Source organism: Streptomyces sp. NPDC127119 (assembly GCF_042677425.1).
Classification (GTDB): Bacteria; Actinomycetota; Actinomycetes; order Streptomycetales; family Streptomycetaceae; genus Streptomyces.
The window spans coordinates 1-25,570 of sequence record NZ_JBHXTO010000014.1; the positions used below are offsets into that span (position 1 = coordinate 1).

Genomic DNA, 25,570 nt, shown 5'->3' on the forward strand with positions numbered 1-25,570 from the left:
GCGAGGGTGCGGGGGCGGCGCCCCCGGATCTGTGACGCGAGGCTCGGCCGGTCCGCACAGGCGCCTTCAGGGGCGCGGGGAACTGCGCACCAGGGGTCCGGGGGCGAAGCCCCCGAGGCGGTGACGCGAGGCTCGGCCGGTCCGCGCGGGCGTCAAGGCCGGCGGCCCGTCCGGAACGTGCGGCGGTACGCCTGCGGCGACACCCCGATCGCCGCATGCAGATGCTGCCGCAGCGACGTACCCGTCGCGAACCCCACCTCACCCGCGACCTGATCCACCGCCAGATCGCTGGATTCGAGCAACTGCCGCGCCCGTACGACCCGTTGCTGAACGAGCCAGCGCCCCGGACTCATCCCGACCTCGTCGTTGAAACGGCGCGCGAACGTACGCAGACTCATCCGCGCATGGTCGGCCAGCTCGGCCAGGGTCAGCGGCTCACCGAGCCGTTCCAGCGCCCAGCGCCGGGTCGCCGCCGTGCTCGTCGCCGTCGGTCCGGGCACCGGCTGCTCGATGTACTGCGCCTGGCCGCCGTCACGCCAGGGCGGCACCACGCAGGACCGCGCCACCCGGTTGGCCAGCTCACTGCCGTGGTCCTTGCGCACCAGGTGCAGGCAGACGTCCACCCCGGACGCGGCCCCCGCCGAGGTGAGCAGGGAACCCTCGTCCACGAACAGCACATCGGCGTCGAGGTCCACCTCCGGGAACATCTGCCGGAACAGCCCGGCCAGCTGCCAGTGCGTGGTCGCCCGGCGGCCGACCAGCATGCCGGCCGCCGCCAGCACGAAGGCGCCCGTGCAGATGGAGACGATCCGGGTGCCGGGGCGGATGGCCCGGAGCGCGTCGGCCACCGCCTCGGGAAGGTCGGTGGTCAGGTCGGTCAGCACGAAGGGCGGGATCACCACGGTGTCGGCCGTACGCAGCACTTCGGGCCCGTGCTCGACGGTGATGGAGAAGTCCGCGTTGCTGCGGACCGGCCGCCCGTCCACGGTGCAGGTCAGCACCTCGTACCGGCCCTCGGCGGAGCCGAACACCCGGTTCGGGATGCCGAGTTCGAAGGGGTAGACCCCGTCGAGGGCGAGCACGACGACTCGCTCCACCTGTCCCTCGTACCCCTGGCGGTCGGGGCGTCCGGAGTCCTCCGGCCGCTCCTCGTGCACGGGGCGCCCCCCGCAGTACGTCTGCGCCTGTGTCCGCGTCTGCTTCCCTGTCCGCTGCATGGCACGATCCTATCGAACAATGGCAATCATGCCATTTCCTCGGTCTTCGAAGCCGGGCAGGCTGAGACGCATGAGCACTGCGAACACGATGCGCGCGATCAGTCAGGACGTCCTCGGCGGTCCCGAGGTCCTCAAGGAGGTGGAATTGGAGATCCCTCGGCCGGGTCCCAGCGAAGTACTGGTCAGGGTGCACGCGGCGGGCCTGAACCCGACCGACTGGAAGCACCGGGCGAACGGCAACTTCCTCGGCGAACCACCGTTCGTCCTCGGCTGGGACGTCTCCGGGGTGGTCGAGGCCGTCGGTCTCGGCGTCAGCATCCACCGGCCGGGCGACGAGGTCTTCGGCATGCTGCCCTACCCGTACGGCGTAGGGGCGCACGCCGAATACGTCACCGCGCCCGCGCGGGCCTTCGCCCGCAAGCCGGCCGAGGTCGACCACACACAGGCGGGAGCCGTGCCGCTCGCCGCGCTGACCGCCTGGCAGGCACTGGTCGACACTGCGGACGTCCAGCCGGGGCAGCGGGTGCTGATCCACGCCGCGGCCGGCGGGGTGGGGCACCTGGCCGTCCAGATCGCCAAGGAGCGGGGCGCGTACGTGATCGGTACGGCCAGCTCGGGCAAGCACGAGTTCCTGCGCGGACTGGGCGCCGACGAGCTCGTCGACTACCGGGAGACCGATTTCGCCGAGGCCGTGCGTGACGTCGACGTCGTCCTGGACACGGTCGGGGGCGACTACCGTTCGCGTTCGCTGCGGACGCTGCGTCCGGGCGGGCTGCTGGTGTCGATCCTGCCGTCGGGGTCCCCGGAGCTCGCCGAGGAGGCGGCGGGGCTCGGTGTGCGGGCGGTGGAGATGCTCGTGGAGGCCGATCAGGCCGGGATGAGCGCCATCGCCGGGCTCGTCGCCGCGGGGACGCTGCGCGCCACGGTCGCGGAGGTCTTCCCGTTGGCCGAGGCGGCGAAGGCGCACGCGCTGGGCGATACCGGGCGGACGGTGGGCAAGCTCGTACTCCAGGTGCGGTAGTTCTTCCGGTAGCTCTTCGCAGGGCCCCGCGACATCACCGATGATGTCGCGGGGCCTTCCTGGTGACCCGGGACCCCTGCGGCGGCGTGACCTGCGGGCCGACCCGTCCGGCCGCGCGGTTGCCCGCGTCCGCAGGGCGCTGTGCGCGCACCCGGGGGCGCACCGCGGGGCGCATTGAAGGTGCGGCACGTCTCCTAAATGACAGACATATGTCAATCGAACATGCTGAAATTCCCTCTAACGAGGGTAACTTGCAGGGTGAGGGACGGTGGAGCGGTCTCAAGCTGCGCCACGTCGGCTCTATGCTCACGGAACGACGTCACCCTGGTCCCCGGTGACCCTGTTGGAGGTGATGTCGTCGTGTGCAGCAAACCCGGGCCGCACTCCCCGCACCTGCGCGTGCGCCAAGAGCGCGGACACACCGTGCTGGAATTCCACGGCGAGATCGACATCCTCGCCGCGCTCGACATCATTCCGGCGCTGGACGCGGCGACGGGACTCCCGGCCGCCCAGGTCGTCCTCGACCTGCGGCACATCGAGTTCTTCGACTGCTCCGGCCTGCGTCTGCTGTACCGGGCCCGCCGCCGGGTCCTCGCCCAGGGCGGCACGGTGCACCTGGTCTGCACCCATCCGCTGACCCTGCGCATCCTGCGCGTGACCGAACTGGCGAAGGTCATGCCGCCGCTGTCGAGCATGGACGAGGCCCTGGGGCGCCCGGAGGCCGCCTCGGAGTACTCGTAGAGCCCGGCGCACTCCCGTGCAGTACGCCCGGCGCCCGGCTATTTCAGGATCTTGGTGACCTGGCCCGCGCCGACCGTCCGCCCGCCCTCCCTGATCGCGAACTTCAGCCCCTCCTCCATCGCGATCGGCTGGATCAGCTGGACGTGCATGGTCGTGTTGTCGCCCGGCATGACCATCTCGGTGCCCTTGGGCAGGGTGACGACTCCCGTGACGTCCGTCGTGCGGAAGTAGAACTGCGGCCGGTAGTTGTGGAAGAAGGGCGTGTGCCGGCCGCCCTCGTCCTTCGACAGGATGTACGCCCTCGCCTCGAACTCGGCGTGCGGCGTGACCGAACCCGGCCTGATGACGACCTGTCCGCGCTCGACCTCCTCGCGCTTCACGCCCCGCAGGAGCAGCCCGACGTTCTCCCCGGCCCGGCCCTCGTCGAGCAGCTTGCGGAACATCTCGACGCCCGTGACCGTCGTCTTCGTCTTCTCCTCGTGGATGCCGATGATCTCGACCTCCTGGTTGATCCTCAGCACACCGCGTTCGATGCGGCCGGTGACGACCGTGCCGCGGCCCGTGATGGTGAAGACGTCCTCGATCGGCATCAGGAAGGGCCGGTCCACGTCACGCACCGGCTCGGGCACGAACTCGTCGACGGCGGCGAGGAGTTCGAGCACGGACGCGGTCCACTGCTCGTCGCCCTCCAGGGCCTTGAGCGCGGAGACCCGCACGACCGGGACGTCGTCGCCCGGGAACTCGTACTCGGTGAGCAGGTCGCGCACCTCCAGCTCGACCAGTTCGAGGATCTCCTCGTCGTCGACCATGTCCGTCTTGTTCAGGGCGACGACGATGTACGGGACGCCGACCTGCCGTGCCAGCAGGACGTGTTCCTTGGTCTGCGGCATCGGTCCGTCGGTCGCGGCGACCACGAGGATCGCGCCGTCCATCTGCGCCGCTCCCGTGATCATGTTCTTGATGTAGTCGGCGTGCCCCGGGCAGTCGACGTGCGCGTAGTGCCGCCGCTCCGTCTGGTACTCGACGTGCGCGATGGAGATCGTGATGCCGCGCTGGCGCTCCTCGGGCGCCTTGTCGATCTGCTCGAACGGCGTGTACGGGTTGAGGTCGGGGAACCTGTCGTGCAAGACCTTCGTCACGGCCGCCGTGAGGGTCGTCTTGCCGTGGTCGATGTGACCGATGGTGCCGATGTTGACGTGCGGCTTGGTCCGCTCGAACTTCGCCTTGACCACTGCGAGCCCTCCTGATCACCCGGTGACACGGGCGTGCTCCGCCCGGTCCGCTCCGCTCGGTCCGCTCTCCTCGCCGGTTCGGTACTTACTCGGTACCGCCGTTCGGGCGCCCTGTCCACGCACGGGAAATTCGGTTGCGGCCGACCCACGGGAACGGGCCATCATGCCCATGGACCACTCCCCGACCCGCCTCAGGAGCTCGCATGCGCCGATTCCTCGGAACCCCTCGCCCCCGTCGGACGATCGTTCTTGAGGACTCGACCACACATGAACTCCTGGAACACCGCGCGCTTCTCGCGCACCCGCGACACCCGCACCCTGAACATCGGCATCCTGGCGCACGTCGACGCCGGTAAGACCAGCCTCACCGAGCGGCTGCTCTTCGACGCGGGCGTCATCGACCGGCTCGGCAGCGTCGACGCCGGCGACACCCGCACGGACGACGGCGTGATCGAACGGCAGCGCGGCATCACCATCCGCTCGGCCGTCGCCGCCTTCACCGCCAAGGACGCGTACGTGCACACGGACATGGACGCGGACGTGGGCCGAGCCGGGCACACCGCCGGTGACGTGCAGATCAACCTGATCGACACCCCGGGGCACTCCGACTTCATCGCGGAGGTCGAACGCGCCCTGGAGGTCCTCGACGGAGCGGTCCTGCTGCTGTCCGCCGTGGAGGGCGTGCAGGCCCAGACCCGGGTGCTGATGAAGACCCTGCGCCGGCTCCGGCTGCCGACGCTCGTCTTCGTGAACAAGATCGACCGCGCGGGCGCACGGGAGGAGGGCCTGCTGGACGACATCCGGCGCAGGCTGACCCCGCACATCGTCCCGCTCACGGGGGTCCGCGGCCTCGGCACCGCCCGCGCCAGGGTCGTACCGCGCCCCGTGGACGAGCCGCGTACGGCGGAGACGCTCGCCGACGCCGATCCCGGCATCCTGGCGGCCGTCGTGGACGGACCGCCGCCGACTCCGGACGAACTGCGCGCCGCGCTCGCCGCACGGACCGCCGACGGCTCCCTGCACCCGGTCCTCTTCGGCTCGGCGCTCGGCGGCCAGGGCATCACCGAACTCGTCGAGGCCGTGACCCGGTTGATCCCGGCGCCCGGCCCCGTGGAGGGAGCGGCCCCCGGAAAGGCGTCCGGCACGGTGGAGCCACGCGGCACGGTCTTCGCCGTGCGCACCCGGCCCGACGGCGAGCGCACCGCCTGTCTCCGCCTGTACGAGGGCGAGGTGACGCCTCGTCAGCGGCTCACCCTGCTGCGGCGCGAGGCGGACGGCAGGGAGCGGAAGGTGCCCGGCCGGGCTCTCGGCCTCGACGTCGTGGGCCGGCCGGGACCGCTCACCGCGGGCAACATCGCCACGGTGACCGGCCTGCACGGCGTCCGGGTCGGCGACCGCCTCGGCCGGGCCCCGGACCGCGCCCCGCAGTTCGCCGCCCCCACCCTGGAGACCCTGGTCCGCGCCCGGGAGGCCGGACACGCGGCGGCGCTGCGCACCGCCCTGCTGACCCTGGCCGACCAGGACCCGCTCCTGCACGCGCGCCCGGGGCCGTCCGGCAGCACCGCGCTGCTCCTGTACGGGGAGGTGCAGAAGGAGGTCATCGCCGCGACCCTCGCCCAGGACTTCGGCATCGAGGCCGCGTTCGAGCCGAGCCGGATCCGGTGCCTGGAGCGGCCGGTGGGCACCGGGGAGGCGTACGAGGAGGTCCGGCGGCACGGCCACACCGGGTTCTGGGCGACGGTCGGCCTTCGCGTCGAGCCCGGCCCGCACGGCAGCGGCACGGTCTTCGCGTACGAGACCGAACTCGGCGCCCTGCCCCGCGCGTTCCACCAGGCCGTCGAGGACACCGTGCACGCCACCCTGCTCGACGGCGGCCCGCACGGCTGGCCGGTGACGGACTGCAGGGTCACGCTCGTCCGTTCCGGCTACGTCGCGCCGCTCAGCACGGCGGGCGACTTCCGCGGGCTCACGCCGGTGGTGCTGCACCGCGCTCTGGAGCACGCGCACACACGGGTGTACGAGCCGTACCACTCCTTCGAGGCCGACCTGCCCCTCGACGCGCTCGCCCCCGTCACGGCCCGACTCGCCTCCTGCGGGACGGAGTTCGGCGAGACGACGGGCGGTGGCACCTCGTGGCTGGTCACGGGCCGGTTGCCCGCCCGGCACGTGCGCGACATCGAGCTGCGGCTGCCCGGTCTGACCCACGGCGAGGGCGTCTGGTGGTCACGCCCCTCGGGGGACCGTCCGGTCCGGTGACCGAGGACGGGCCGGGTCCGCGCGGCCCCACGCGACGGACGAGGACGGAAGGAGCGCGTCAACATGCCTGTCTGGCCGGGCATTTGGCGGGCACAAGGAAGGAGGAAGGAGGACGGTCCACATGACGACGTCTCTTAAGCGCGTGCCCGGATGGGCGAAGGTCGTGAGTGCCGTCGTGCTGGTTCTGGCAGTGCTCTTCGCCGGCCTTCGGTGGAGTCTGCTGCCCGGACTGGGCGACGTGTTCGGTGAGGAGACCCATGACCGGACGGGGCCCACGCTCCTCAAGTCCATCCAGGACATCAGCCGTTACGACGCCGCCTCGGGCAACTTCCAGGTGGTGGTGGATCTGGAGAAGGACACCAAGTATCTGCCGGACGCGGTCCGGGGCACCCGCACCCTGTACGTGGGCGCGGGCACCGTCGACTCCTATGTCGACCTCGGAAAGATCCGCGACAAGGATGTGCAGGTCAACGAGGACCGCACATCGGCCACGCTCAGGCTCCCCCACGCGGCCCTGGGCAAGCCGGCACTGGACCCCGACCACTCGTACGCCGTCTCCAAGCAGCGCGGTCTCCTCGACCGGCTCGGCGATGTGTTCTCGGACAACCCGAACGACGAGCGGGCCGTGCAGCGGCTCGCCGCCCGGCACATCGGTGACGCCGCGAAGGACAGCGAGCTGACCGCCCGCGCCGAGGAGAACACCACCAGCATGCTCAAGGGGCTGCTGGGCTCACTCGGGTTCAAGGAGGTGCGTGTGACCTACGGGACCTGAGCCGTCCGAGCCCTCGATCAGGCGCCGCCCGCCAGGTCGGCGCCCCGTACACGACCGCGCCCGCGAGCAGCCGACAAGTGCAGCTCGCGGGCGCATTCGCGTGTCCTGCCCGGACGCTCCCGACGGGCCGGATACAGCGGCATCTTCGACCGATCAAAGGGTATGCGGGTTCCACCACACCGCAGTCCCAAACTGGAGGGTTGCATGGCCCGCGAAGCGCTACGCCCCCGTACCGCCTTTGGTTTCCGCTCGGCGTCACGCTCGGGCCCCGAGAAGACGGACTCCCGCGCCGCGAAACCGCGTCTCCGACTCGGCACGAAGAACGGGCGGCCGTCCTCGAAAGCGCCCCGCAAACCGTCGTCCAAGCCGCCGCGCCCGCCGTCCTCGAAGGCGGTCCGCGAGCGGCGCCGGCCTCCCCTGGTCGTCCGCTTCCTCGTCGTCCTCATCGCCTTCGCCGCGATGGTGGCCTTCGCGGCCGTGCTGGCCAAGCTCACGCTGCAGCCGTCGCCGGCCTCCGAGGCGCTGACGCACAACAACATCCACCCGGGGCGCTCCCTGCGCGCCTATCTCGACCAGCCCGAGTTGCGGGACGCGGTCAAGCAGATCGGTGGCAACATCGTCCTCGGCATCCCCTTCGGCGTGCTGCTGCCGCTGCTGGTGCCCAAGGCGCGCGGCGTCCTGCGGGTGACCCTGCTGACCGCCCTGGCGATGCTGCTGGTCGAGGTGGTGCAGGGCACGTTCATCACCGGACGCGCCTTCGACATCGACGACGTCATCCTCAACACCTCCGGCGCCCTGATCGGATATCTGCTGCTCGGCCGGCGGATGAGCCGCGCCGTGCATCCGCGACGGCGCGAGCGCAAGGCGGCCGCGGCCTGAAGCAGCCAAGGGGCTTGGTCCGTAACGGAGTTGGGGCCTTCCGGGGCTGAGGCGGGGCGTTCGCGGGGTGTGAACAGCTGGTCTGTACCAGAGTCTTGACGCACCCCTTACTTCACTTCTTAAATCAAGAGTCGAAGCGCGCACCCCCCACCTCAGTCGGCTCCTCCCCCACGGGGATCGCCGTACGGAAGGGAGAAGTCGTGGACTCGCCACGCCTGCTCCGCAGATACCTCCTCGCCGCCCTGTCCGCCGCACTCCTCGCGTCCGTCGCGGTCGGACCCGCGCAAGCGGATCCGGTCCGGGCGGCACACGTCCAGGCGGACCCCGCTCCGAGCGCCGCCGCCGCGGTGACGTTCCAGGACACCTTCGACGGTGCCGCCGGTTCGGCCCCCAACTCCTCGAAGTGGCAGATCGAGACCGGCGACAACGTCAACAACCACGAGCGGCAGTACTACACGGCCGGCAACAACAACGCGAAGCTCGACGGCCAGGGCCACCTGGTCATCGAGGCCCGCCGCGAGAACCCGAACAACTACCAGTGCTGGTACGGGCGTTGCGAGTACACCTCGGCCCGCCTCAACACCTCCGGCAAGTTCACCACCACCTACGGACGGGTCGAGGCCCGGCTGAAGGTGCCGCGCGGGCAGGGCATGTGGCCGGCGTTCTGGATGCTGGGCAACGACATCGGACAGGTCGGCTGGCCCAACTCCGGTGAGATCGACATCATGGAGAACGTGGGCTTCGAGCCCGGAACCGTGCACGGCACCCTGCACGGTCCCGGCTACTCCGGCTCCGGCGGCATAGGGGCCGGCTACTCGCTGCCCGGCGGACAGGCCTTCGCCGACGCCTTCCACACCTTCGCGGTCGACTGGTCGCCCGAGCGGGTCACCTGGTCCGTGGACGGCACCGTCTACCAGACCCGCACCCCGGCCGACCTGGGCGGCAGGCAGTGGGTGTTCAACAAGCCGTTCTTCCTGATCCTCAACCTCGCGGTGGGCGGCTACTGGCCGGGCGACCCGGACGGTTCGACCCCCTTCCCCTCGCAGCTCGTCGTGGACGAGGTGAAGGTGACGACGGGTGACAGCTCCGGCGGCGGCTCGGCCATCAGGGGCCTCGCGGGCAAGTGCGTCGACGTGGCGGGCGCGAATCCCGCCAACGGCACGCCCGTCCAGCTCTACGACTGCAACGGCACCGCGGCCCAGCAGTGGAGCGTGGGCTCGGACGGCACCATCCGCGCACTGGGCAAGTGCCTGGACGCCGCCGGGGGTGGCACGGCCGACGGCACGCCCGTCCAGCTCTGGGACTGCGCGGGCGTACCCGCCCAGCAGTGGGTCGTCAGCGGGGCCCGCGACATCGTGAACCCGCAGGCGAACAAGTGCCTGGACGTCACGGGCAACAACTCGGCCAACAGCACCCGGCTGCAGCTGTGGACCTGCACGGGGGCGGCCAACCAGAAGTGGACGGTCGGCTGAGAGGCGGACGTCCAGCAGCGGCAGAGCCAGGCCCGGGGATCGCCCGGCCTGGCTCTGCTCGTCCGTACGACGCTTGCGCGTGGCCCGTGTGTCACGCGGCACGTCCGCCCCTGCCGGACGTGCCACTCCCCTCCTCGGGTCACGCGTGCTGCAAGATCAAAGTGCCCTTGCCGCCAGGGCCCCATGCGCGGCCGTGTCCGCTTCCGCGGACCGCCGATGCGCGGGGTCACACCACTCGCGACGGCTCACCACGGCGCGCACGCCAGAGCGCCACGCGCCCCCCTCGGACTCCTCTGGCGCCTACGGCCCCTCCAGCCCCTACGGCCTCTCCAGCCTGTCGGAATTCACCCGGACGCGCCGCCGGCCGATCCACCGCTATCGCGGGTGCCAGGTGAGCTTGTCCCCGCCGACCCAGCGGACCACGGCGGGATCGTCGGCGTCGTGCACCGGGATGCCGTACGCCGCGGCGGCCACCAGGACATCCGTGAAGCTCTTGGCCTCGCCGATGACGGCACCGTCGATCTCCACGATGCGGAAGGGCGGATCGCCGGGCTGCACGCCCAGGACCGTGATCCGCGGATACGAGATGTGAGGGCTGGCGATTTCAGTCATGATCCCACCGGTTCCACACGCGTGCCGCCGATAAGCCTGCCCGGGGCGGCGGTGTCGGTCGTCGTGGCGCTCGGCGGCGACGGCGGCCGTGACTCTGGCTGCGGCCGTGGCCGTACGAGGTTCGTCTCTCATGGTGGCACAGGGCAGGCCGGTCGGCTGCCGTGCGGACCCGGCCCGGCTGGGCCACGCTTGAGCCATGGACCCGGCCGAGGCGCTGGACCGTATCGCCTTCCTGCTGGAGCGGTCCCAGGCACCCACCTATCGCGTACGGGCGTTCCGCACGGCGGCGGGCGTCGTCACGCGGCTGTCCGCCGGCGAGGTGGCCCGGCGGGCGGCCGACGGATCGCTGGAGTCCCTGAAGGGCATCGGGCCGAAGACCGCGCAGGTGGTGCGCGAGGTGCTGGCCGGACAGCCACCGGGCTATCTGGAGAAGCTGGAGCAGGAGGCGGCGGAACCCCTCGTCCTGGGCGGCGAGGAGCTGGCGGCCCTGCTGCGCGGCGACTGCCATCTGCACTCGGACTGGTCGGACGGCGGCAGCCCCGTCGAGGAGATGGGCCGTGCCGCGGCGCGGCTCGGGCACGAGTGGGCGGTCCTCACGGATCACTCGCCGCGTCTGACGGTGGCCCGCGGTCTGTCCCCCGAGCGGTTGCGGGAGCAGTTGGACGTGGTGGCGGAACTGAACGAGCGCTGGGCCCCCTTCCGGCTGCTCACCGGTATCGAGTGCGACATCCTCGACGACGGTTCGCTGGACCAGGAGCCCGAACTGCTGGACCGGCTCGACGTCGTCGTGGTGTCGGTGCACTCCAAGCTGCGGATGGACGCGACCGCGATGACCCGCCGGATGGTCGCCGCCGTACGGAATCCGCACGCGGACGTGCTGGGGCACTGCACGGGGCGGCTGGTCACCGGGCGGGGGCGGCCGGAGTCGGAGTTCGACGCGGACGCCGTGTTCGCCGCCTGCGCCGATTCGGGCACGGCGGTCGAGATCAACAGCCGCCCCGAACGGCTCGATCCACCGCGGCGGCTGCTGCGCCGTGCGGTCGCGGCGGGCGTGCTGTTCTCCGTGGACACGGACGCGCACGCGCCGGGACAGCTGGGGTGGCAGGTGTACGGATGCGCGCGGGCCGAGGAGTGCGGGGTGCCGCCGGCGCGGGTGGTCACCACCTGGTCGGCGGAGGAACTGCTGGCCTGGACGCGGGATCGCGTGACTCCCGCGGGCGTACGAGCCCCGTGACGCGGTACTGGGACACGTGGACAACGCGACACCGCGGCGAAGGGACGACGTATGGAGCGGGCGGCCGTATTCGATGTGGACGGCACTCTTGTCGACACCAACCATCTGCATGTGACGGCCTGGTGGGAGGCGTTCCGGCAGGCCGGGCACGATGTGTCGATGCACGACGTCCACCGGGCGGTGGGCCTCGGTTCCGACGACCTGATCGCGCATCTGCTGGGCGACGGGCGGGACACCGGGCAGGACGACACGATCAGCGCCGCCCACAAGACCGTCTACGGCACGTACTTCGAGCGGCTGCGCCCGTTCCCGGGCGCCCGTGACCTGCTGCGGCGGCTCGACAGCGAGGGCTGGACGGTCGTGCTCGCCACCTCGGCCGGCGGGGCGGAGCTGGCGGCGCTCCGGCGGGCCCTCGACGCCGACGACGTCATCAGGGCGACGGCCGGTTCCGACGACGTGGACTCCGGGAAGCCCGCGCCCGATCCGGTGGAGCACGCCCTGGAACTCGCCGGAGCCTCCGCCGAGCACTCGTTCTTCGTCGGTGACACGGTCTGGGACATGCGCGCGGGCACCAGAGCGGGTGTCCTGTGCGTGGGAGTGCTGTGCGGCGGCATCCCGCGCGCCGATCTGGAGAAGGCCGGGGCGACCTCCGTCTACCGGGATCCGGCCCATCTCCTGGCGTCGCTGTCCAGGAGCCCGCTGGCGGCCGGAGGCTGACCGGCTCGTGACGCAGATCACGGTCTAGACCGCCCCGACCTGGGAACACCCGTCGGTAGTTTCCCGTTAAATCAGCTGTGGGTGCGGATGGGACAGTGTCCCCGGGCCTCACCTTCCGCCCACAGGGAAGATCGTTCGGCTGAAGCCCTGTGGAGCACACCGCCGAGAGGCGACCGCCATCCGTGGCCACCCACAGACGGCCCCGACCGCGATTCCCCCGTCCGGTCGGGGCCTTTCCCGTTCCCCGGGGGCGTCGCTTGACTTCGAGAGCGCTCCAATCCGTAGCGTCACCCGTATGACCACTGCACAGCACAAGATCGGTTCGGGCTTCGACCGGCACAGCACCGCGGACGACGTCCTCGCCGGGATCGACCTCACGGGCAAGCTGGCGATCGTCACCGGCGGCTACTCGGGGCTCGGCCTGGAGACGACCCGCGCGCTCAGCAAGGCGGGTGCCACGGTCGTCGTTCCCGCGCGGCGCCGGGCGGTCGCCGAGGAGGCGGTCGCCGGTATCGACGGCGTCGAGGTGGACGAACTGGATCTCGGCGACCTGGAGAGCGTGCGCGCGTTCGCCGACCGCTTCCTCGCCTCGGGCCGCACCGTCGACCTCGTCATCGACAACGCCGGGATCATGGCCTGCCCCGAGACCCGCGTCGGCCCCGGCTGGGAGGCGCAGTTCGCGACCAACCACCTGGGTCACTTCGCCCTGGTCAACCGGCTCTGGCCGGCGATCGCCCCGGGCGGCGCCCGGATCGTCTCCGTCTCCTCGACGGGCCACCACACCTCGGACATCCGCTGGGACGACCCGCACTGGAACCGCGGCGACTACGACAAGTGGGAGGCGTACGGACAGGCGAAGACGGCCAACGTCCTGTTCGCCGTGCAGCTCGACGCCCTGGGCAAGGACTCGGGCGTACGGGCCTTCGCGCTGCACCCGGGCGGCATCCTCACGCCTCTCCAGCGCCACCTCCCCCGGCAGGAGATGGTCGAGCGCGGCTGGATCGACGAGAACGGTGTGCCGCTGAACCCGGAGGGCTTCAAGTCCCCCGAGCAGGGAGCGGCCACCCAGGTGTGGGCGGCGACCTCTCCGCAGCTGTCCGGCATGGGCGGGGTGTACTGCGAGGACTGCGACATCGCCGGGATCGCCCCGGCCGACGGTACGCGGGTCGGCGTACGCGAGTACGCGATCGACCCGGCGTCCGCGGCCCGCCTGTGGGCCCTCTCTGCGGAACTCACGGGCGTCGACGCCTTCGCCTGAGACGTGGCCGCAGCGGCGGCAGCGGCAGCGGCTCAACAGGGCGCCCCGCGGCGCGTTGTGGCCTCAGGCACGCGGGGCAGGCGCTCAGACGCTCAGGCGGGAGACTCCTCCGGCTCCGGGTCCTCGGGGTGGACCGTGCTCGTGCCCGGGTCGCCCTGCCGGCCGGTGCCCGCCTCGTCGGTGTCGGGGACGTCGGTGTCGGGCTTCGCCCGTACGCCGCCGTCCCCGTTCTCGTCCGGCCCCGGCTCGGGCGGCGCGATGACGTCCCAGGGGTCCTCGCCCTCCTGCACCTGCTGGTCCGGCAGGTCCCGGGGTACGGGTCCTTCGCTCTCCTCGGGCGTCCTGGTCCCGTATTCGCTCACGGTGCGCTCCCCTCCTCGTCAAGCCACGCGGGGCGGAAGTCCCCTGTCGGCCAGGGTGCGGGTACCTGCCGGGACCACCCGGCAAACCCGGAGCCCCGGGCGTCAGTGCGGGGCACGCTCCTCCAGGGCCGCGCGCCAGGCCGGTGGCGGGGTGTCCCCCGAGCCCGGTCCCGTGCCCGGCCGACGGCCGCCGCGGGCGAAGAAGTCGGCCAGCGGAAGGATCGCCGCGCCGACCGTGACCGCGTCGGGCCCGAGGGCGCCCAGCTCGATGGTGACCCGCTCGGCCGGGTGGCGCAGCGCGTACGAGACGGCGTGGGCGCGGACGGCGGGCAGGAAGCGGGAGCCCAGTTGGAGTCCGGCCCACCCGCCGATGAGGATGCGTTCGGGCTGGAAGAGGTTGATCAGGTCGGAGAGGCCCGCGCCCAGGTACTCGGCCGTCTCCTCCAGCACGGCCAGCGCCACGGGGTCGGGCGCGGCACCGGCGCCGACCGCGCCACCGGCCGACCCACTGCGGCTCACCCCACTGCCGGCTGCGGCACCAGCAGCAGCCCCACCACCGGGCGTCCCCTCAGGCAGAGCCCCACCACCGGCCGTGCCACCGCCGGTCGCCCCACCAGCCGCTGCCGCGCCGTCGGCCGCCGAACCGTCCGGGGACACTGACGCGGATGCGGACGCGCCGGGGCCCGTGGCCGCCGCGCCGCGCACCCCGCCCTCCGTCCCGCCCTCGACCGGATAGGCCGCCGCCAGCATGGCGGTGAGGGCCGTCTCCTCGTCGACGCCCTTGGGCGGCCGTCCCCCGGCCTCCTCCCAGCGTTGCAGCAGGGCCTCGGCCCCGGCGTACGCCTCCAGACAGCCGAGCGCACCGCAGCGGCAGCGGCGCCCCCTGACCCGTACCGTGAGGTGTCCCCATTCCACGGCCCGGCCCAGTTCCACGTCGTCCGAGACCAGGCTGGCGCCGACACCCGAGCCGAAGAGGACCACGACCGCGTTGCGCGCGCCGCGTCCCGCGCCGAACCACATCTCGGCCTGGCCGAGGGTCTTGGCGCCGTTGTCGGTGAAGTACGGGACGGAGTCCGGCAGTCCGCAGGCGGTGCGGAGCAGGGACTCCAGCGGGACGGCGGGCCAGCCGATGGTCTGGCCGTGCACGACGGCGCCGTCCGCCGCGGTGCGTTCCACGATGCCGGGTACGCCGATGCCGACGCCCAGCAGTCGCTCGGGGGCGATGCCGGCGGTGGCCAGCACCTCGGCGACGCCGTCGCGGATGTGGCCGACGATGACGTCGACGTCGTATCTCTGGTGCTCCAACGGGCGTTCGGTGCGGGCGAGTTCGGTCAGTGACAGGTCGAAGAGCTCGACGCGGACGCGGGTCTCGCCGACGTCCACGCCGATCATGTGGCCGCTGGCGGGGGCGACCCGGAGCAGGGTGCGGGGCCGGCCGCCGTCGGAGTCGACGCTGCCCGCCTCCTCCACGAGGCCGTCGGCGACCAGCTCGGCGACGACGTTGCTGATGGAGCCGGAACTGAGCCCGGTGGCGGGCCCGAGTTCGAACCGGCTCATCGGTCCGTCGAAGTAGAGCCTCCTCAGCACGGCCGTGCGATTGCCTCGTCGCAGGTCACGTACCGTTCGCCCGTTCCGCCCCGCCATGTGTTCCCTTCCCGCCGTACCCCCGACCTGCAAGATACCGCTGCGCCAACCCTTGACGCGACTTTCTTACGGAGCTTAACTCACGTCCTAAATTAAGCTGTGAGGGTCGTTCGAGAAGTGAACGCACGACACCTCCTGCTTTCCCTCAGGAAGGGACGCCTGACGTCATGCGCAGAACCCGAGCCGCGGCCGCGAGCGCGGTCACTGTCTCCTTGCTGGCCGCCGTGACCGCGTGCGGCGGTGGCTCGTCGACGGACGGCGGGTCCAACGACTCGCCGAAGTCGCTCACCTACTGGGCCTCCAACCAGGGCCCGAGCATCGAGGCCGACAAGAAGATCCTCACTCCCGAGCTGAAGAAGTTCGAGAAGCAGACCGGCATCAAGGTCAAGCTGGAGGTCGTCCCCTGGTCGGATCTCCTCAACCGCATCCTCGCCGCGACGACGTCGGGCCAGGGCCCGGACGTCCTCAACATCGGCAACACCTGGTCCGCCTCGCTCCAGGCGACCGGGGCCCTGCTGCCCTGGGACGCCAAGAACTTCGGGAAGATCGGCGGCAAGGACCGGTTCGTCGGGTCGGCGCTCGGCTCGGCGGGCGAGACCGGCTCCGATCCGGCGGCGGTCCCGCTGTACTCGATGGCGTACGCGCTCTACTACAACAAGAAGATGTTCGAGGACGCGGGGATATCCGGACCGCCCGCCACCTGGGACGATCTGGTCGCCGACGGGAAGAAGATTTCCAAGGACGACAAGTGGGCGCTGGGCGCCGAGGGGGCGAACCTCTCGGAGAACATCCACCACGTCTTCGTCTTCGCCAAGCAGCACGGCGCCGACTTCTTCGACGCCGAGGGCAAGCCCGACTTCACCTCCGACGGGGCCGTGGCGGCGGTCAAGCAGTACGTCGACCTGATGGGCAAGGACAAGGTCGTCGCACCCGGTAACGCCGAGTACGCGCAGAACCAGTCCCTCCAGGACTTCGCCAAGGACAAGACGGCGATGGTGCTGTGGCAGACGGCGGCGGCCACGCTCAAGGCGCACGGCATGAGCGACGACGAGTGGGGCGTCGCGCCGGTGCCGGTGCAGTCCGGCACCCCGGGCGCCGACACGGCCGTCAACTCGATGGTGGCGGGCATCAACATGGCCGTCTTCAAGAACACCGACAACATCGACGGCGCCATGAAGTTCGTGAACTTCATGACGAGCGTGGACGAGCAGACGATCCTCAACAAGACCTACGGGTCCATCCCGCCGGTCAAGGCGGCCCAGCAGGACCCCGCGTTCAACACGCCCGCCCTGAAGGTCATCCGGGACACGCTCGCCAAGAGCGCGGCCCCGCTGCCGCAGGTGGCGAACGAGTCGCAGTTCGAGACCGCGGTCGGCACGGCCGTCAAGGAGCTCTTCGCGGACGCGGCGGCCGGCCGGCCGGTGACCACGGCCTCGGTCAAGGAGAAGCTCGACGAGGCCCAGCAGCAGATGCCGAAGAAGTGAGCGTTCGATGACCGTGACCGCCGAGCCCGCGGTCGGTAAGGAAGCACCGCCCGGTGCGACGGCGCCCGCCCCGCGCCGCCGCACCGGGCGGGTACGCCGGATCGCCCTGCCGTATCTGCTCCTGCTGCCCGCCCTGCTGCTCGAACTCCTCGTCCATCTGGTGCCGATGGTGATCGGCATCGTCATGAGCTTCAAGGAGCTCACGCAGTTCTACATACGTGACTGGGGCGCCGCGCCCTGGGCGGGCTTCGACAACTACAGCCTGTCCGTGGACTTCGACGCGCCCATCGGCAAGGCGCTGCTCCACTCGTTCTTCGTCACCTGCGCGTTCACCGTGCTCTCCGTCGGCCTGTGCTGGCTGCTCGGCACGACGGCCGCGGTGTACATGCAGGAGAACTTCCGCGGCCGGGGCTTCCTGCGGGCCGTCTTCCTCGTCCCGTACGCGCTTCCGGTGTACGCGGCCGTCATCACCTGGGCCTTCATGTTCCAGCGGGACAACGGCCTGGTGAACCATGTGCTGCACGACCAGCTGGGCCTCACCGACAGCCCGTCCTTCTGGCTGATCGGCGACAACAGCTTCGTCGCGCTGCTCGTCGTGTCGGTGTGGAAGGGCTGGCCGTTCGCCTTCCTCATCGTGATGGCGGGCCTGCAGAACATCCCCAAGGAGCTGTACGAGGCGGCCTCCATCGACGGGGCCGGGATGCTGCAGCAGTTGCGCCGCATCACGATGCCGTCGCTGCGCCCGGTCAACCAGGTGCTGGTCCTCGTGCTGTTCCTGTGGACGTTCAACGACTTCAACACGCCGTACGTGCTGTTCGGCAAGGCGGCGCCGGAGGCGGCCGACCTGATCTCGATCCACATCTACCAGTCGTCGTTCGTGACGTGGAACTTCGGGACGGGATCCGCGATGTCCGTGCTGCTTCTGCTGTTCCTGCTGGTCGTGACGGGTGTCTATCTCGCCCTGACCTCACGCGGACGGAGGGCGGCCGATGTCTAGGACCACCACGGCGGCGCGGCCCGGGAAGCCGGCGGGGGCGCGGCGGTCACCGATGGCCGCGCCCCGGTCCTTCGTGTGGTCGCGGCGGATCTTCCTCACGCTGCTCACCGGGTTCGTGCTGCTGCCCGTGTACGTGATGCTGTCCAGCTCGCTGAAGCCGCTGGAGGACGTGTCGGGCGAGTTCCGCTGGCTGCCCAGCGGGCTGACGATCCGCCCGTACATCGACATCTGGTCGACGGTCCCGCTGGCGAAGTACTTCGTCAACTCGCTGATCGTGGCGGGTGCGGCGACGGTCCTCTCAGTGGTGATCGCGATCTTCGCCGCGTACGGCGTGAGCCGCTACCGCTTCCGCGGGAAGCGCCTGTTCACCGTGACCGTGCTGTCCACGCAGATGTTCCCCGGGATCCTGTTCCTGCTCCCGCTGTTCCTCATCTACGTGAACATCGGCAACGCCACCGGTATCGCGCTCTTCGGCTCGCGGATCGGTCTGATCCTCACCTATCTGACGTTCTCGCTGCCGTTCTCGATCTGGATGCTGATCGGGTACTTCGAGTCGGTGCCGCGCGACCTGGACGAGGCGGCGATGGTGGACGGCAACGGGCCGCTCGGCGCGCTCTTCCGGGTCGTCGTGCCCGCCGCGGTGCCGGGGATCGTCGCCGTCGCCGTGTACGCGTTCATGACGGCGTGGGGCGAGGTGCTGTTCGCGTCGGTGATGACCAACGACACCACCCGCACGCTCGCCGTCGGCCTCCAGGGCTACGCCACGCAGAACGACGTGTACTGGAACCAGGTCATGGCCGCCTCCCTCGTGGTGAGCGTGCCCGTGGTCGCCGGGTTCCTGCTGCTCCAGCGCTATCTGGTCGCCGGACTCACCGCCGGGGCCGTCAAGTGACCACCACCCGCACGTCAGTCGACTCCCTTCATTCCGAGAGGACTTCTGTGACCATCGATCTCGCCGCACTCCCCCAGGACTTCGTGTGGGGCACGGCCACCTCGGCGTACCAGATCGAAGGTGCCGTGGCCGAGGACGGCCGTTCGCCCTCCATCTGGGACACCTTCTCGCACACGCCCGGGAAGGTGGACGGCGACGACCACGGCGACGTCGCCTGCGACCACTACCACCGGTGGCGCGAGGACATCGCCCTGATGAAGGAGCTGGGCACCAACGCGTACCGGCTGTCGATCGCCTGGCCACGGGTGGTACCGGGCGGCGACGGTCCCGCGAACGCCAAGGGACTCGACTTCTACGACGCGTTGATCGACGGTCTGCTGGAGGCCGGCATCACCCCGTCGGTCACCCTGTACCACTGGGACCTTCCGCAGGTGCTCCAGGACCGGGGCGGCTGGACCGAGCGCGACACGGCACACCACCTCGCGTCGTACGCGGCGGTCGTGGCCGAGCGCCTCGGCGACCGCGTCCAGCACTGGACGACCCTCAACGAGCCGCTGTGCTCGGCGTGGATCGGCCATCTGGAGGGCCGGATGGCCCCGGGCCTGACCGACCTCACGGCGGCCGTCCGCGCGTCCTACCACCTGCTCCTCGGCCACGGCCTCGCCACCCAGGCGATCCGCGCCGCGGCCCCCGGCGCCCAGGTCGGCATCGTCAACAACCTGTCCTACATCGAGGCCGCCACCGAGCGCCCCGAGGACATCGCGGCGGCCCGGCGCATGGACGGGCACACCAACCGCTGGTGGCTCGACCCCGTCCACGGCCGCGGCTTCCCGGCGGACATGCGCGAGGTGTACGGGGTCGAACTCCCCGAGCAGGAGGGCGACTTGGCGGTCATGGCCCAGCCGCTGGACTGGCTGGGGCTCAACTACTACTTCCCGTCGGCCATCGAGGACGACCCGACGGGCCCGGCCCCGTACGCCGCCGCCGTCCGCCGTCACGGTGTGCCGCGCACGGCCATGGACTGGGAGATCGACGCGGCCGGCATCGAGAACCTGCTGCTGCGCCTCACGGACGAGTACGGCGCCCGGAAGCTGTACGTCACCGAGAACGGCTCGGCCTACCCGGACGTCGTACGCCCCGACGGCACGGTCGACGATCCCGAGCGGACCCGGTATCTCGAACAGCACCTGGCGGCCTGCGCCTCGGCGGCCCGCAAGGGCGCTCCGCTCGCGGGCTACTACGCCTGGTCGCTGCTGGACAACTTCGAGTGGGCGTACGGCTACGACAAACGCTTCGGCCTCGTCCACGTCGACTACCGGACACAGCGGCGCACGGTGAAGGGGAGCGGGCACCGGTACGCCGAGATCGTCCGGGAGCACGGCGGGACACAGCGCAAGGCCGCGTGACTCTGGCCTCTGCCGGGGCGACTCGGGCGGGGCGCGGAGCAACGGCCCGCATCACAGCGGCCGTTGCTCCGCGCGCGGTTACGGCGGCCACGCCCGGGGGTACGCGGGTGGGCGATGCGCCGTCCTTGGCACGCCCCAAGACCAAAGGATTGTGCAGTTCCCCGCGCCCCTGAAGGGCGCGTCCATCGACGGCAGTCCTTTGTCCACGGGGGCACACCCCCCAGGGGCGCGGGGAACTGCGCGGCCGGCCACAACGGGCCCGCACCGACCCCGCAACGCCCACGCCACAACCCCGTGCATGCGAACCGCATAAGCTCCCCGCATGGAACAGAGCGAGATCATCCTCCGAGCGATCGGCGTCCTGACCGAGACCCAGGAAATGGTGCGCAGGCTCAACGAGGACACCGAGGTGGACATCGATGCCGGCGAGGCCCAACTCGGCAGGCTGGTGACGGAAGTCTTCCCCTCCGTGGAGGTCCCCGGCGACGCCACCCCCGCCGAGGCGGGCCAAGCGGTCATCGACGCCCTGATGCCCGCCGCGATCTCCCTCGTCGGCGCCTTCGCCTTCCTCTTCTCGGAGCTCGCCGACGTCCACGACACCGAACGCACCGAGATCAAGAGCACCGATCTCCTGCGCACCCTCGCCCTGCGCCTGTCCAACACGGACGCGAACGGCGGCCCCGACCCGGACCTGGACGACGACGTGTAGCACGTATGCCGTCACCCTCCACAAAAACACAGTGGCTCTCCATGGATCGGCTACGTAGCCTAGGCCATAACCTAGTGACCCTAGGTTCAGCTTTCGCACCGCCCCGATCCATCAGGAGACCCCGCCATGAAGCCGCTCACCGAGCAGGACATCCGCAGTTCGTTCGTCAACTGCTCCAAGGGAGAGGCCAAGCGCCTGTTCGTGCCGCACGATCTGGCGGACCGGCCGTGGGACGATCTGGACTTCCTGGGCTGGCGCGACCCCGGGGCGCCCGACCGCAGTCACCTGGTGACCGAGCGGTCGGGCGGCCCCGTCGGTGTGACCCTGCGCTTCCCGTCGCAGCAGCGCGGCTTCATGCACCGCAGCATGTGCTCGCTGTGCCTGACCACCCATCCGGGAAACGGCGTCTCCCTGATGACGGCCCGCAAGGTGGGCCCGGCCGGCCGCGAGGGCAACTCGGTGGGTGTCTACATCTGCGCCGACCTCGCCTGTTCCCTGTACGTACGCGGCAAGAAGCTGCCCGGCCCCGGCGCGCGCTTTGAGGAGAGCCTCACCGTGGAGGAGCAGGTCGCCCGCATGAACGGCCGGTTGTCGTCCTTCCTGGACCGTCTCCACTCCTGATCCGCCCCCGCCGCACTCCTGACCGACTGGACGGTAGGAAGCATCGTCGGAGCCGACCCCTCCGTTCGCGTTCGATGCGGCCGTCGAACGGGAAGTGGCCAGGGATGCGAGATGTACGTGAAGTGTGGGCCGCCGGCAGCGCCCAGGTGACCAAGTGGCGGCAGCAGCCCGTGATCGTCCAGACGGTCCGGGCGGCGGCGGCCGCGACCGTGGCCTACGTGGTCGCTCTGCGCTTCAGCCCCGAGGCCGCGCCGCTCACCGCTCCCCTGACCGCGCTCCTCGTCGTCCAGGTCACCCTCTACGCCACCCTCACCACCGGCATCCGACGGGTGAACGCCGTGGTCGCCGGCGTCCTCGTCGCCATCGGGTTCAGCGCCCTGGTGGGGCTGACCTGGTGGAGCCTCGGACTGCTCATCCTGGCCGCGCTGGCCGTCGGACACCTGGTGCGGGTCAGCGAGTTCGTGCCCGAGGTGGCGATCAGCGCCATGCTGGTCCTCGGCGTCACCCGCATCGGCGACACGGCCTGGGCCCGGATCCTGGAGACGGTGATCGGTGCCGTGGTCGGCCTCGGCTGCAATCTGCTGTTCGCTCCCCCGGTGTGGGTCGGCGCCGCCGGTGAGTCCATCGAGGATCTGGCGCGCCGGATGCGGCGGTTGATGCTGCGCGTCGGCGACGAGGCCGCGGGCCGTACCCAGGTGGCCGCCGCGACCGAGAGCCTCCACGAGGCGCGGCAGCTCGACCACGACATCGTCGACGTGGACGCGGCCCTCAAACAGGCCGAGGACAGCCTGCGGCTCAATCCCCGTGTACGGGAGGGCCTGTTGCACCGGGTCGTCCTGCGCACCGGGCTCGACACGCTGGAGATCTGCACGGTGGTCCTGCGGGTGCTCACGCGTACCCTCACCGACCTCGCCAAGGAACGCACCCCCGAGCCGCTCTTCGAGTCGCACATCGGGACGGTCTTCGAGCGGCTCCTGTCCGAGGTCGGTGACGCCGTGGTCAGCTTCGCCGTGCTGGTCACCACCGACGTCAGCCGCAGCGCCGAGTCGGCGGAGGCCCGGCTCGCCCACGAACTCACCGCCGCGACGGCCACCCGCGACAAGCTGGCCCAGCTCCTCCTGGAGGAGGTGCAGCGGGACGCGCACCAGTGGCAGTTGTACGGGGCCGTGGTCACCGAGGTCACGCGGATGCTCGACGAACTCGACATGGAGCACCGCTCCCGCCGTCTGCTGGAGGAACTGGACCGCTGTACGCGCGAACAGCGCGAGCGCATGCCCCGGCTGGACCGCCTCCGCCGACGCCTCCGCCGACGCCTGCGCCGCGCGCGCCGGAACCGCGGGGCCCCCTCGACTCGTACTACGTGATGTACCGGCACCGCCGCGACAGGGCGACCTGCCCACGGGGCGGCACATGACGACAGAGGGAGTGCGGATGGCCGACGGCACCGTCCGGATCGACGGGAACTCGCTGCTTCTGGCGGGTGGTGTGCGGGTCCGGTTCATCCGTACCCTGCGCCTGCCCGAGACGGGCACGCACGCGCTGCCGCCGGGGCTCGGCGAGTTCCCGCTGCGACGCGTGGAGGACCACCCGGAGACGGTGCCCGCGGAGTGGCTGGCCCGCGGCGGGGTGATGCTGCCGGTCCATCTGCGCGAGGCGATGTGGCTGAGCTTCGGCGCCGCGGAACCGGCTGCCCTCCAGGTGGGCGCGGGCAAGGTGTGCGCGGTGTCCGGCAGTCCGTGGAGCCCCCGGCCGGGCCGGGATCCGCAGAACTACGTGGTGCTGCCCCGCCAGCCGTGGCTCGACGGCATCAACTCCGGCAAGGGCACGGTCCGTCAGTTCGTGGCGGTGCCGCTGGGGCTGGGCGCGACGGTCGAGGGCCAGGTGACCGGCGAGGAGGTGTGGGGCGGCGTACAGCTCCAGTCGTTCCCGCTGACCGACACCGCGCTGCACACGTGGCGGGAGGAACAGCGCCGGCTGGCGGAGGAGACGGTACGCAGGCGGGCCCGGTCGGCGTCGGGCGGCTACGGCGCCCCGGCGCCGATGTCCGCGCCCGGCGGCATGCCGCAGCCGGCCGGTGCGATGCCTGCGGCTCCGGCGGCAGCCGCGCCCCGCGCCTCGGGGGCGATGGGTCTCGGCGTCGGCGGTTCGATGCGCCAGGAGGTCTACAAGGACGACCGCCCGCTGTCGGACTGGTCGACCACCGCGTCCGGGCGGGTCTTCGTCCATCTCGTGACGCCGCCGCAGTGGCGGCGCATCACGGGTGAGGCTCCCCCGCCGTCGCCCGTCGACCGTGCGGCCTACACCCGTGCCGGGCTGCCCTGGTTCGACTACTACGACCAGGACGCCACGGATCTCGACCCCACGGACGAACTCGGCGCGGTCAAGCCGGTCGGCGACTGGCTCGGCGACGACCACACCCCGTGGCAGCCGCCGTCGCCTGGCCAGGTGAAGCCGCTGGGCGACGCACCGGGCAAACCGGTCGGCGACGGGGACTGGTGAGCCCGGCTCCGGTCCGCCCGGGGCGCGTTCCCGTCACCCGCCGCCCGCTGGTCGCCCTTCGGTTCAGCCCTCGCTCTCCGTGCGCTGCCGCTGCAGCGGACGGGGGCAGCTCGCGCCGCTCGCCTGCGTGAGCAGGATGTGCATGCGCTCGGTGAGCTGCCCGACGTCGTCCGCGGGCCGGTGGAAGGGCAGTCGTACGTCGCCGTGGCCGCGGACGCGCTCGATGCGCAGCGTCAGCCCGTGCCGGTCGACGGCGAGCGGCTGCACCCGGACGGCACCGTGCAGGCAGTCCGGTTCGACGAGCCGGGTCAGCCGCTCGACGGCGTCCGGGTGCGAATCGGCGAGGTGGGTGAGCAGTTGGGCCTCCGCGAGGGCCAGTGGGTCGGGCTCGGCGGCGGCGTACTCGTCGAGGTCGACGACGACCGCCCCGCCGGGCTCGCGCAGCACGGCGCGGGTCGGGTGGAACGTCAGGTGGTCGTCCTCGGGCGCGAACCAGCCCGCCATCCACAGGCGCGAGCGGATACGGTTGCGTACCGGGACGGGCGCCACGTCGGCGAACTCCAGTACGGCGGACGGCTCTCCGCGGGGCGCGCAGATCGCGGCCGTGGTGAGCACGCTGTCGTCGGGCAGATGCAGCAGCACCCGGCCGTCCTCCGCGACGGTGTGTACGCCGATGAACTCCTCCCGACCGCCTTCCGCGGTCACCGCGCAGGACCACGCCGCGGCGAGCACCGAGCGGGCACGTTGTGCCGTGGCCGGTGCGGCCGTCCAGCTGTGACGGTCACCCATCCCAAACCCTCCCTTAGGTAAGCCTTGCCTAACCTACAGAAGATCGGGGTGTACGCCAACCACGCGGCGCCGTCGACGGCACCTTTGTGACAGCGGGTTCACGGACGGACGGCTCCGAGCAGGGCTCGCGCGCACACATCGCGCACCTGCTCCCGGGAGAGATCCGGCTCCTTGAGCCACTCCAGACAGGCCGCCGCCATGAAGGCCAGCCAGCCCCGCACGGCGATCCGCAGGACCGGCAGGTCCTCCTCGGTCCAGGCCGTCTCGGGGTCGGCGGCCAGCGCCTCCAGGATCTGCCGCTGCTGCGCGGCGAGCGTCTCCCGGTACACCTTCCGCACGGCCTGGTCCCCCGCCGCCTCGGCGCGGTGGAAGGCGCGGAAGCCGTGCGCGTGCTTCTGCACGTACTCCAGGAAGGTGTCGAGCCCGGCGTCGATCTGCGTCCGCACGGGCACGCCGGGCACGGCGGCGGTGACCCGCAGCATGCGCCTGCTCTCGCGCTCGACGACGGCCGCGAAGAAGTCCCGCTTGGTCGGGAAGTAGTGGTAGAGCAACCCCCGTGACACACCGGCGAGTTCGGCGACCTGCTCGATCCAGACGTCGTCGTACGGACTCTCCGAGAACAGGCGCGCCCCGACCGTGAGCAGTTCCTCCCGGCGCTCCTCGGTACTGAGCCGACGACGCGTGCGCTCCCCCTCCTTGGCGGCCATGCCCGCACTTTACCCGGCCCGCCCTCCCGGCCGGCGTTGTACGTGACGT

The 25,570-nt window shown here is 71.2% G+C and carries 24 protein-coding genes; 17 read left to right on the forward strand and 7 right to left on the reverse strand.

The genetic code is table 11. The features are described from left to right. Positions 1-152: 152 nt before the first annotated feature. Positions 153-1,217 carry a GlxA family transcriptional regulator gene (locus ACFVH5_RS09490; RefSeq protein ID WP_385832978.1) on the reverse strand — a complete coding sequence of 355 codons (1,065 nt, stop codon included), beginning with the start codon at positions 1,215-1,217 and terminating at the stop codon, positions 153-155. A gap of 70 nt (positions 1,218-1,287) precedes the next feature. On the opposite strand from ACFVH5_RS09490, the gene ACFVH5_RS09495 reads away from it, so the two are divergent. Together ACFVH5_RS09495 and ACFVH5_RS09500 are read left to right on the forward strand one after the other, a co-directional pair. Then, positions 1,288-2,238 carry an NADP-dependent oxidoreductase gene (locus tag ACFVH5_RS09495; RefSeq protein WP_385832979.1) on the forward strand — a complete coding sequence of 317 codons (951 nt, stop codon included), beginning with the start codon at positions 1,288-1,290 and terminating at the stop codon, positions 2,236-2,238. A gap of 360 nt (positions 2,239-2,598) precedes the next feature. Then, positions 2,599-2,979: an STAS domain-containing protein gene (locus ACFVH5_RS09500; protein WP_385832980.1), complete on the forward strand. Its 381-nt coding sequence runs from the start codon at positions 2,599-2,601 to the stop codon at positions 2,977-2,979. 38 nt (positions 2,980-3,017) lie between these two features. Here ACFVH5_RS09500 and tuf read toward each other — a convergent pair whose 3' ends face one another. Beyond that, entirely contained in the window at positions 3,018-4,211 is a 1,194-nt protein-coding gene (tuf, locus tag ACFVH5_RS09505; RefSeq protein WP_385832981.1) for an elongation factor Tu, read from the reverse strand. A gap of 267 nt (positions 4,212-4,478) precedes the next feature. Here tuf and otr(A) point away from each other — a divergent pair, with 267 nt between their 5' ends. From otr(A) to ACFVH5_RS09525, 4 genes are all read left to right on the forward strand, one after another. Next, positions 4,479-6,467 (forward strand): tetracycline resistance ribosomal protection protein Otr(A), encoded by a 1,989-nt coding sequence (gene otr(A), locus ACFVH5_RS09510; RefSeq protein WP_385832982.1) that lies wholly within the window; start codon positions 4,479-4,481, stop codon positions 6,465-6,467. A 121-nt stretch (positions 6,468-6,588) separates the two neighbouring features. Continuing rightward, a complete protein-coding gene (locus tag ACFVH5_RS09515) occupies positions 6,589-7,239 on the forward strand; it encodes a DUF4230 domain-containing protein (RefSeq protein ID WP_107019525.1) in 651 nt (216 codons plus the stop codon). A 204-nt stretch (positions 7,240-7,443) separates the two neighbouring features. Continuing rightward, complete coding sequence (locus ACFVH5_RS09520; protein WP_385832983.1) at positions 7,444-8,118, forward strand: VanZ family protein; 675 nt, start codon at positions 7,444-7,446, stop codon at positions 8,116-8,118. 200 nt (positions 8,119-8,318) lie between these two features. Continuing rightward, positions 8,319-9,590 carry an RICIN domain-containing protein gene (locus ACFVH5_RS09525; RefSeq protein ID WP_385832984.1) on the forward strand — a complete coding sequence of 424 codons (1,272 nt, stop codon included), beginning with the start codon at positions 8,319-8,321 and terminating at the stop codon, positions 9,588-9,590. A 375-nt stretch (positions 9,591-9,965) separates the two neighbouring features. Here the strand turns inward: ACFVH5_RS09525 and ACFVH5_RS09530 are convergent, their stop codons facing one another. Beyond that, a complete protein-coding gene (locus ACFVH5_RS09530; protein WP_210886817.1) occupies positions 9,966-10,202 on the reverse strand; it encodes a hypothetical protein in 237 nt (78 codons plus the stop codon). Between the two features lie 196 nt (positions 10,203-10,398). Between ACFVH5_RS09530 and ACFVH5_RS09535 the strand changes: the two genes are divergently transcribed. The 3 genes from ACFVH5_RS09535 (at position 10,399) to ACFVH5_RS09545 (ending at position 13,411) form a co-directional block, all read left to right on the forward strand. Next, positions 10,399-11,436 carry a PHP domain-containing protein gene (locus ACFVH5_RS09535; RefSeq protein ID WP_385832985.1) on the forward strand — a complete coding sequence of 346 codons (1,038 nt, stop codon included), beginning with the start codon at positions 10,399-10,401 and terminating at the stop codon, positions 11,434-11,436. Between the two features lie 51 nt (positions 11,437-11,487). Then, positions 11,488-12,153, forward strand: a complete 666-nt coding sequence (locus ACFVH5_RS09540) for an HAD family hydrolase (protein WP_385832986.1) — start codon at positions 11,488-11,490, stop codon at positions 12,151-12,153. A 295-nt stretch (positions 12,154-12,448) separates the two neighbouring features. Further along, the gene (locus ACFVH5_RS09545; RefSeq protein ID WP_385832987.1) at positions 12,449-13,411 is read left to right on the forward strand and encodes an SDR family NAD(P)-dependent oxidoreductase; all 963 of its coding nucleotides are present in this window, start codon (positions 12,449-12,451) and stop codon (positions 13,409-13,411) included. A gap of 92 nt (positions 13,412-13,503) precedes the next feature. Here the strand turns inward: ACFVH5_RS09545 and ACFVH5_RS09550 are convergent, their stop codons facing one another. Then, the gene (locus ACFVH5_RS09550) at positions 13,504-13,773 is read right to left on the reverse strand and encodes a hypothetical protein (RefSeq protein ID WP_385832989.1); all 270 of its coding nucleotides are present in this window, start codon (positions 13,771-13,773) and stop codon (positions 13,504-13,506) included. Between the two features lie 102 nt (positions 13,774-13,875). After that, positions 13,876-15,417, reverse strand: coding sequence for an ROK family protein (locus ACFVH5_RS09555; protein ID WP_385832990.1), 1,542 nt, complete (start codon positions 15,415-15,417; stop codon positions 13,876-13,878). Between the two features lie 167 nt (positions 15,418-15,584). Between ACFVH5_RS09555 and ACFVH5_RS09560 the strand changes: the two genes are divergently transcribed. The 8 genes from ACFVH5_RS09560 to ACFVH5_RS09595 all read left to right on the forward strand — a co-directional run bounded on the left by ACFVH5_RS09560 (position 15,585) and on the right by ACFVH5_RS09595 (position 24,025). Further along, a complete protein-coding gene (locus ACFVH5_RS09560; RefSeq protein WP_385832991.1) occupies positions 15,585-16,901 on the forward strand; it encodes an ABC transporter substrate-binding protein in 1,317 nt (438 codons plus the stop codon). Between the two features lie 7 nt (positions 16,902-16,908). After that, positions 16,909-17,898 carry a carbohydrate ABC transporter permease gene (locus ACFVH5_RS09565; protein ID WP_385832992.1) on the forward strand — a complete coding sequence of 330 codons (990 nt, stop codon included), beginning with the start codon at positions 16,909-16,911 and terminating at the stop codon, positions 17,896-17,898. Next, positions 17,891-18,790, forward strand: coding sequence for a carbohydrate ABC transporter permease (locus tag ACFVH5_RS09570; protein WP_385832993.1), 900 nt, complete (start codon positions 17,891-17,893; stop codon positions 18,788-18,790). Before ACFVH5_RS09565 ends, ACFVH5_RS09570 begins: the two co-directional genes overlap by 8 nt. Before the next feature lie 47 nt (positions 18,791-18,837). Then, a complete protein-coding gene (locus ACFVH5_RS09575) occupies positions 18,838-20,196 on the forward strand; it encodes a GH1 family beta-glucosidase (RefSeq protein WP_385832994.1) in 1,359 nt (452 codons plus the stop codon). A 322-nt stretch (positions 20,197-20,518) separates the two neighbouring features. Next, a complete protein-coding gene (locus tag ACFVH5_RS09580) occupies positions 20,519-20,905 on the forward strand; it encodes a hypothetical protein (RefSeq protein WP_384802084.1) in 387 nt (128 codons plus the stop codon). Between the two features lie 126 nt (positions 20,906-21,031). After that, positions 21,032-21,526, forward strand: a complete 495-nt coding sequence (locus tag ACFVH5_RS09585) for an FBP domain-containing protein (RefSeq protein WP_385832995.1) — start codon at positions 21,032-21,034, stop codon at positions 21,524-21,526. 104 nt (positions 21,527-21,630) lie between these two features. Next, positions 21,631-22,890, forward strand: a complete 1,260-nt coding sequence (locus tag ACFVH5_RS09590; protein WP_385832996.1) for an aromatic acid exporter family protein — start codon at positions 21,631-21,633, stop codon at positions 22,888-22,890. Positions 22,891-22,957: 67 nt separating this feature from the next. Then, entirely contained in the window at positions 22,958-24,025 is a 1,068-nt protein-coding gene (locus ACFVH5_RS09595) for a hypothetical protein (protein ID WP_385833062.1), read from the forward strand. A gap of 63 nt (positions 24,026-24,088) precedes the next feature. Here the strand turns inward: ACFVH5_RS09595 and ACFVH5_RS09600 are convergent, their stop codons facing one another. After that, positions 24,089-24,814, reverse strand: coding sequence for a DUF2470 domain-containing protein (locus ACFVH5_RS09600; RefSeq protein ID WP_384802096.1), 726 nt, complete (start codon positions 24,812-24,814; stop codon positions 24,089-24,091). A gap of 98 nt (positions 24,815-24,912) precedes the next feature. Then, positions 24,913-25,521, reverse strand: a complete 609-nt coding sequence (locus tag ACFVH5_RS09605) for a TetR/AcrR family transcriptional regulator (protein WP_210886852.1) — start codon at positions 25,519-25,521, stop codon at positions 24,913-24,915. Positions 25,522-25,570 lie beyond the last annotated feature (49 nt).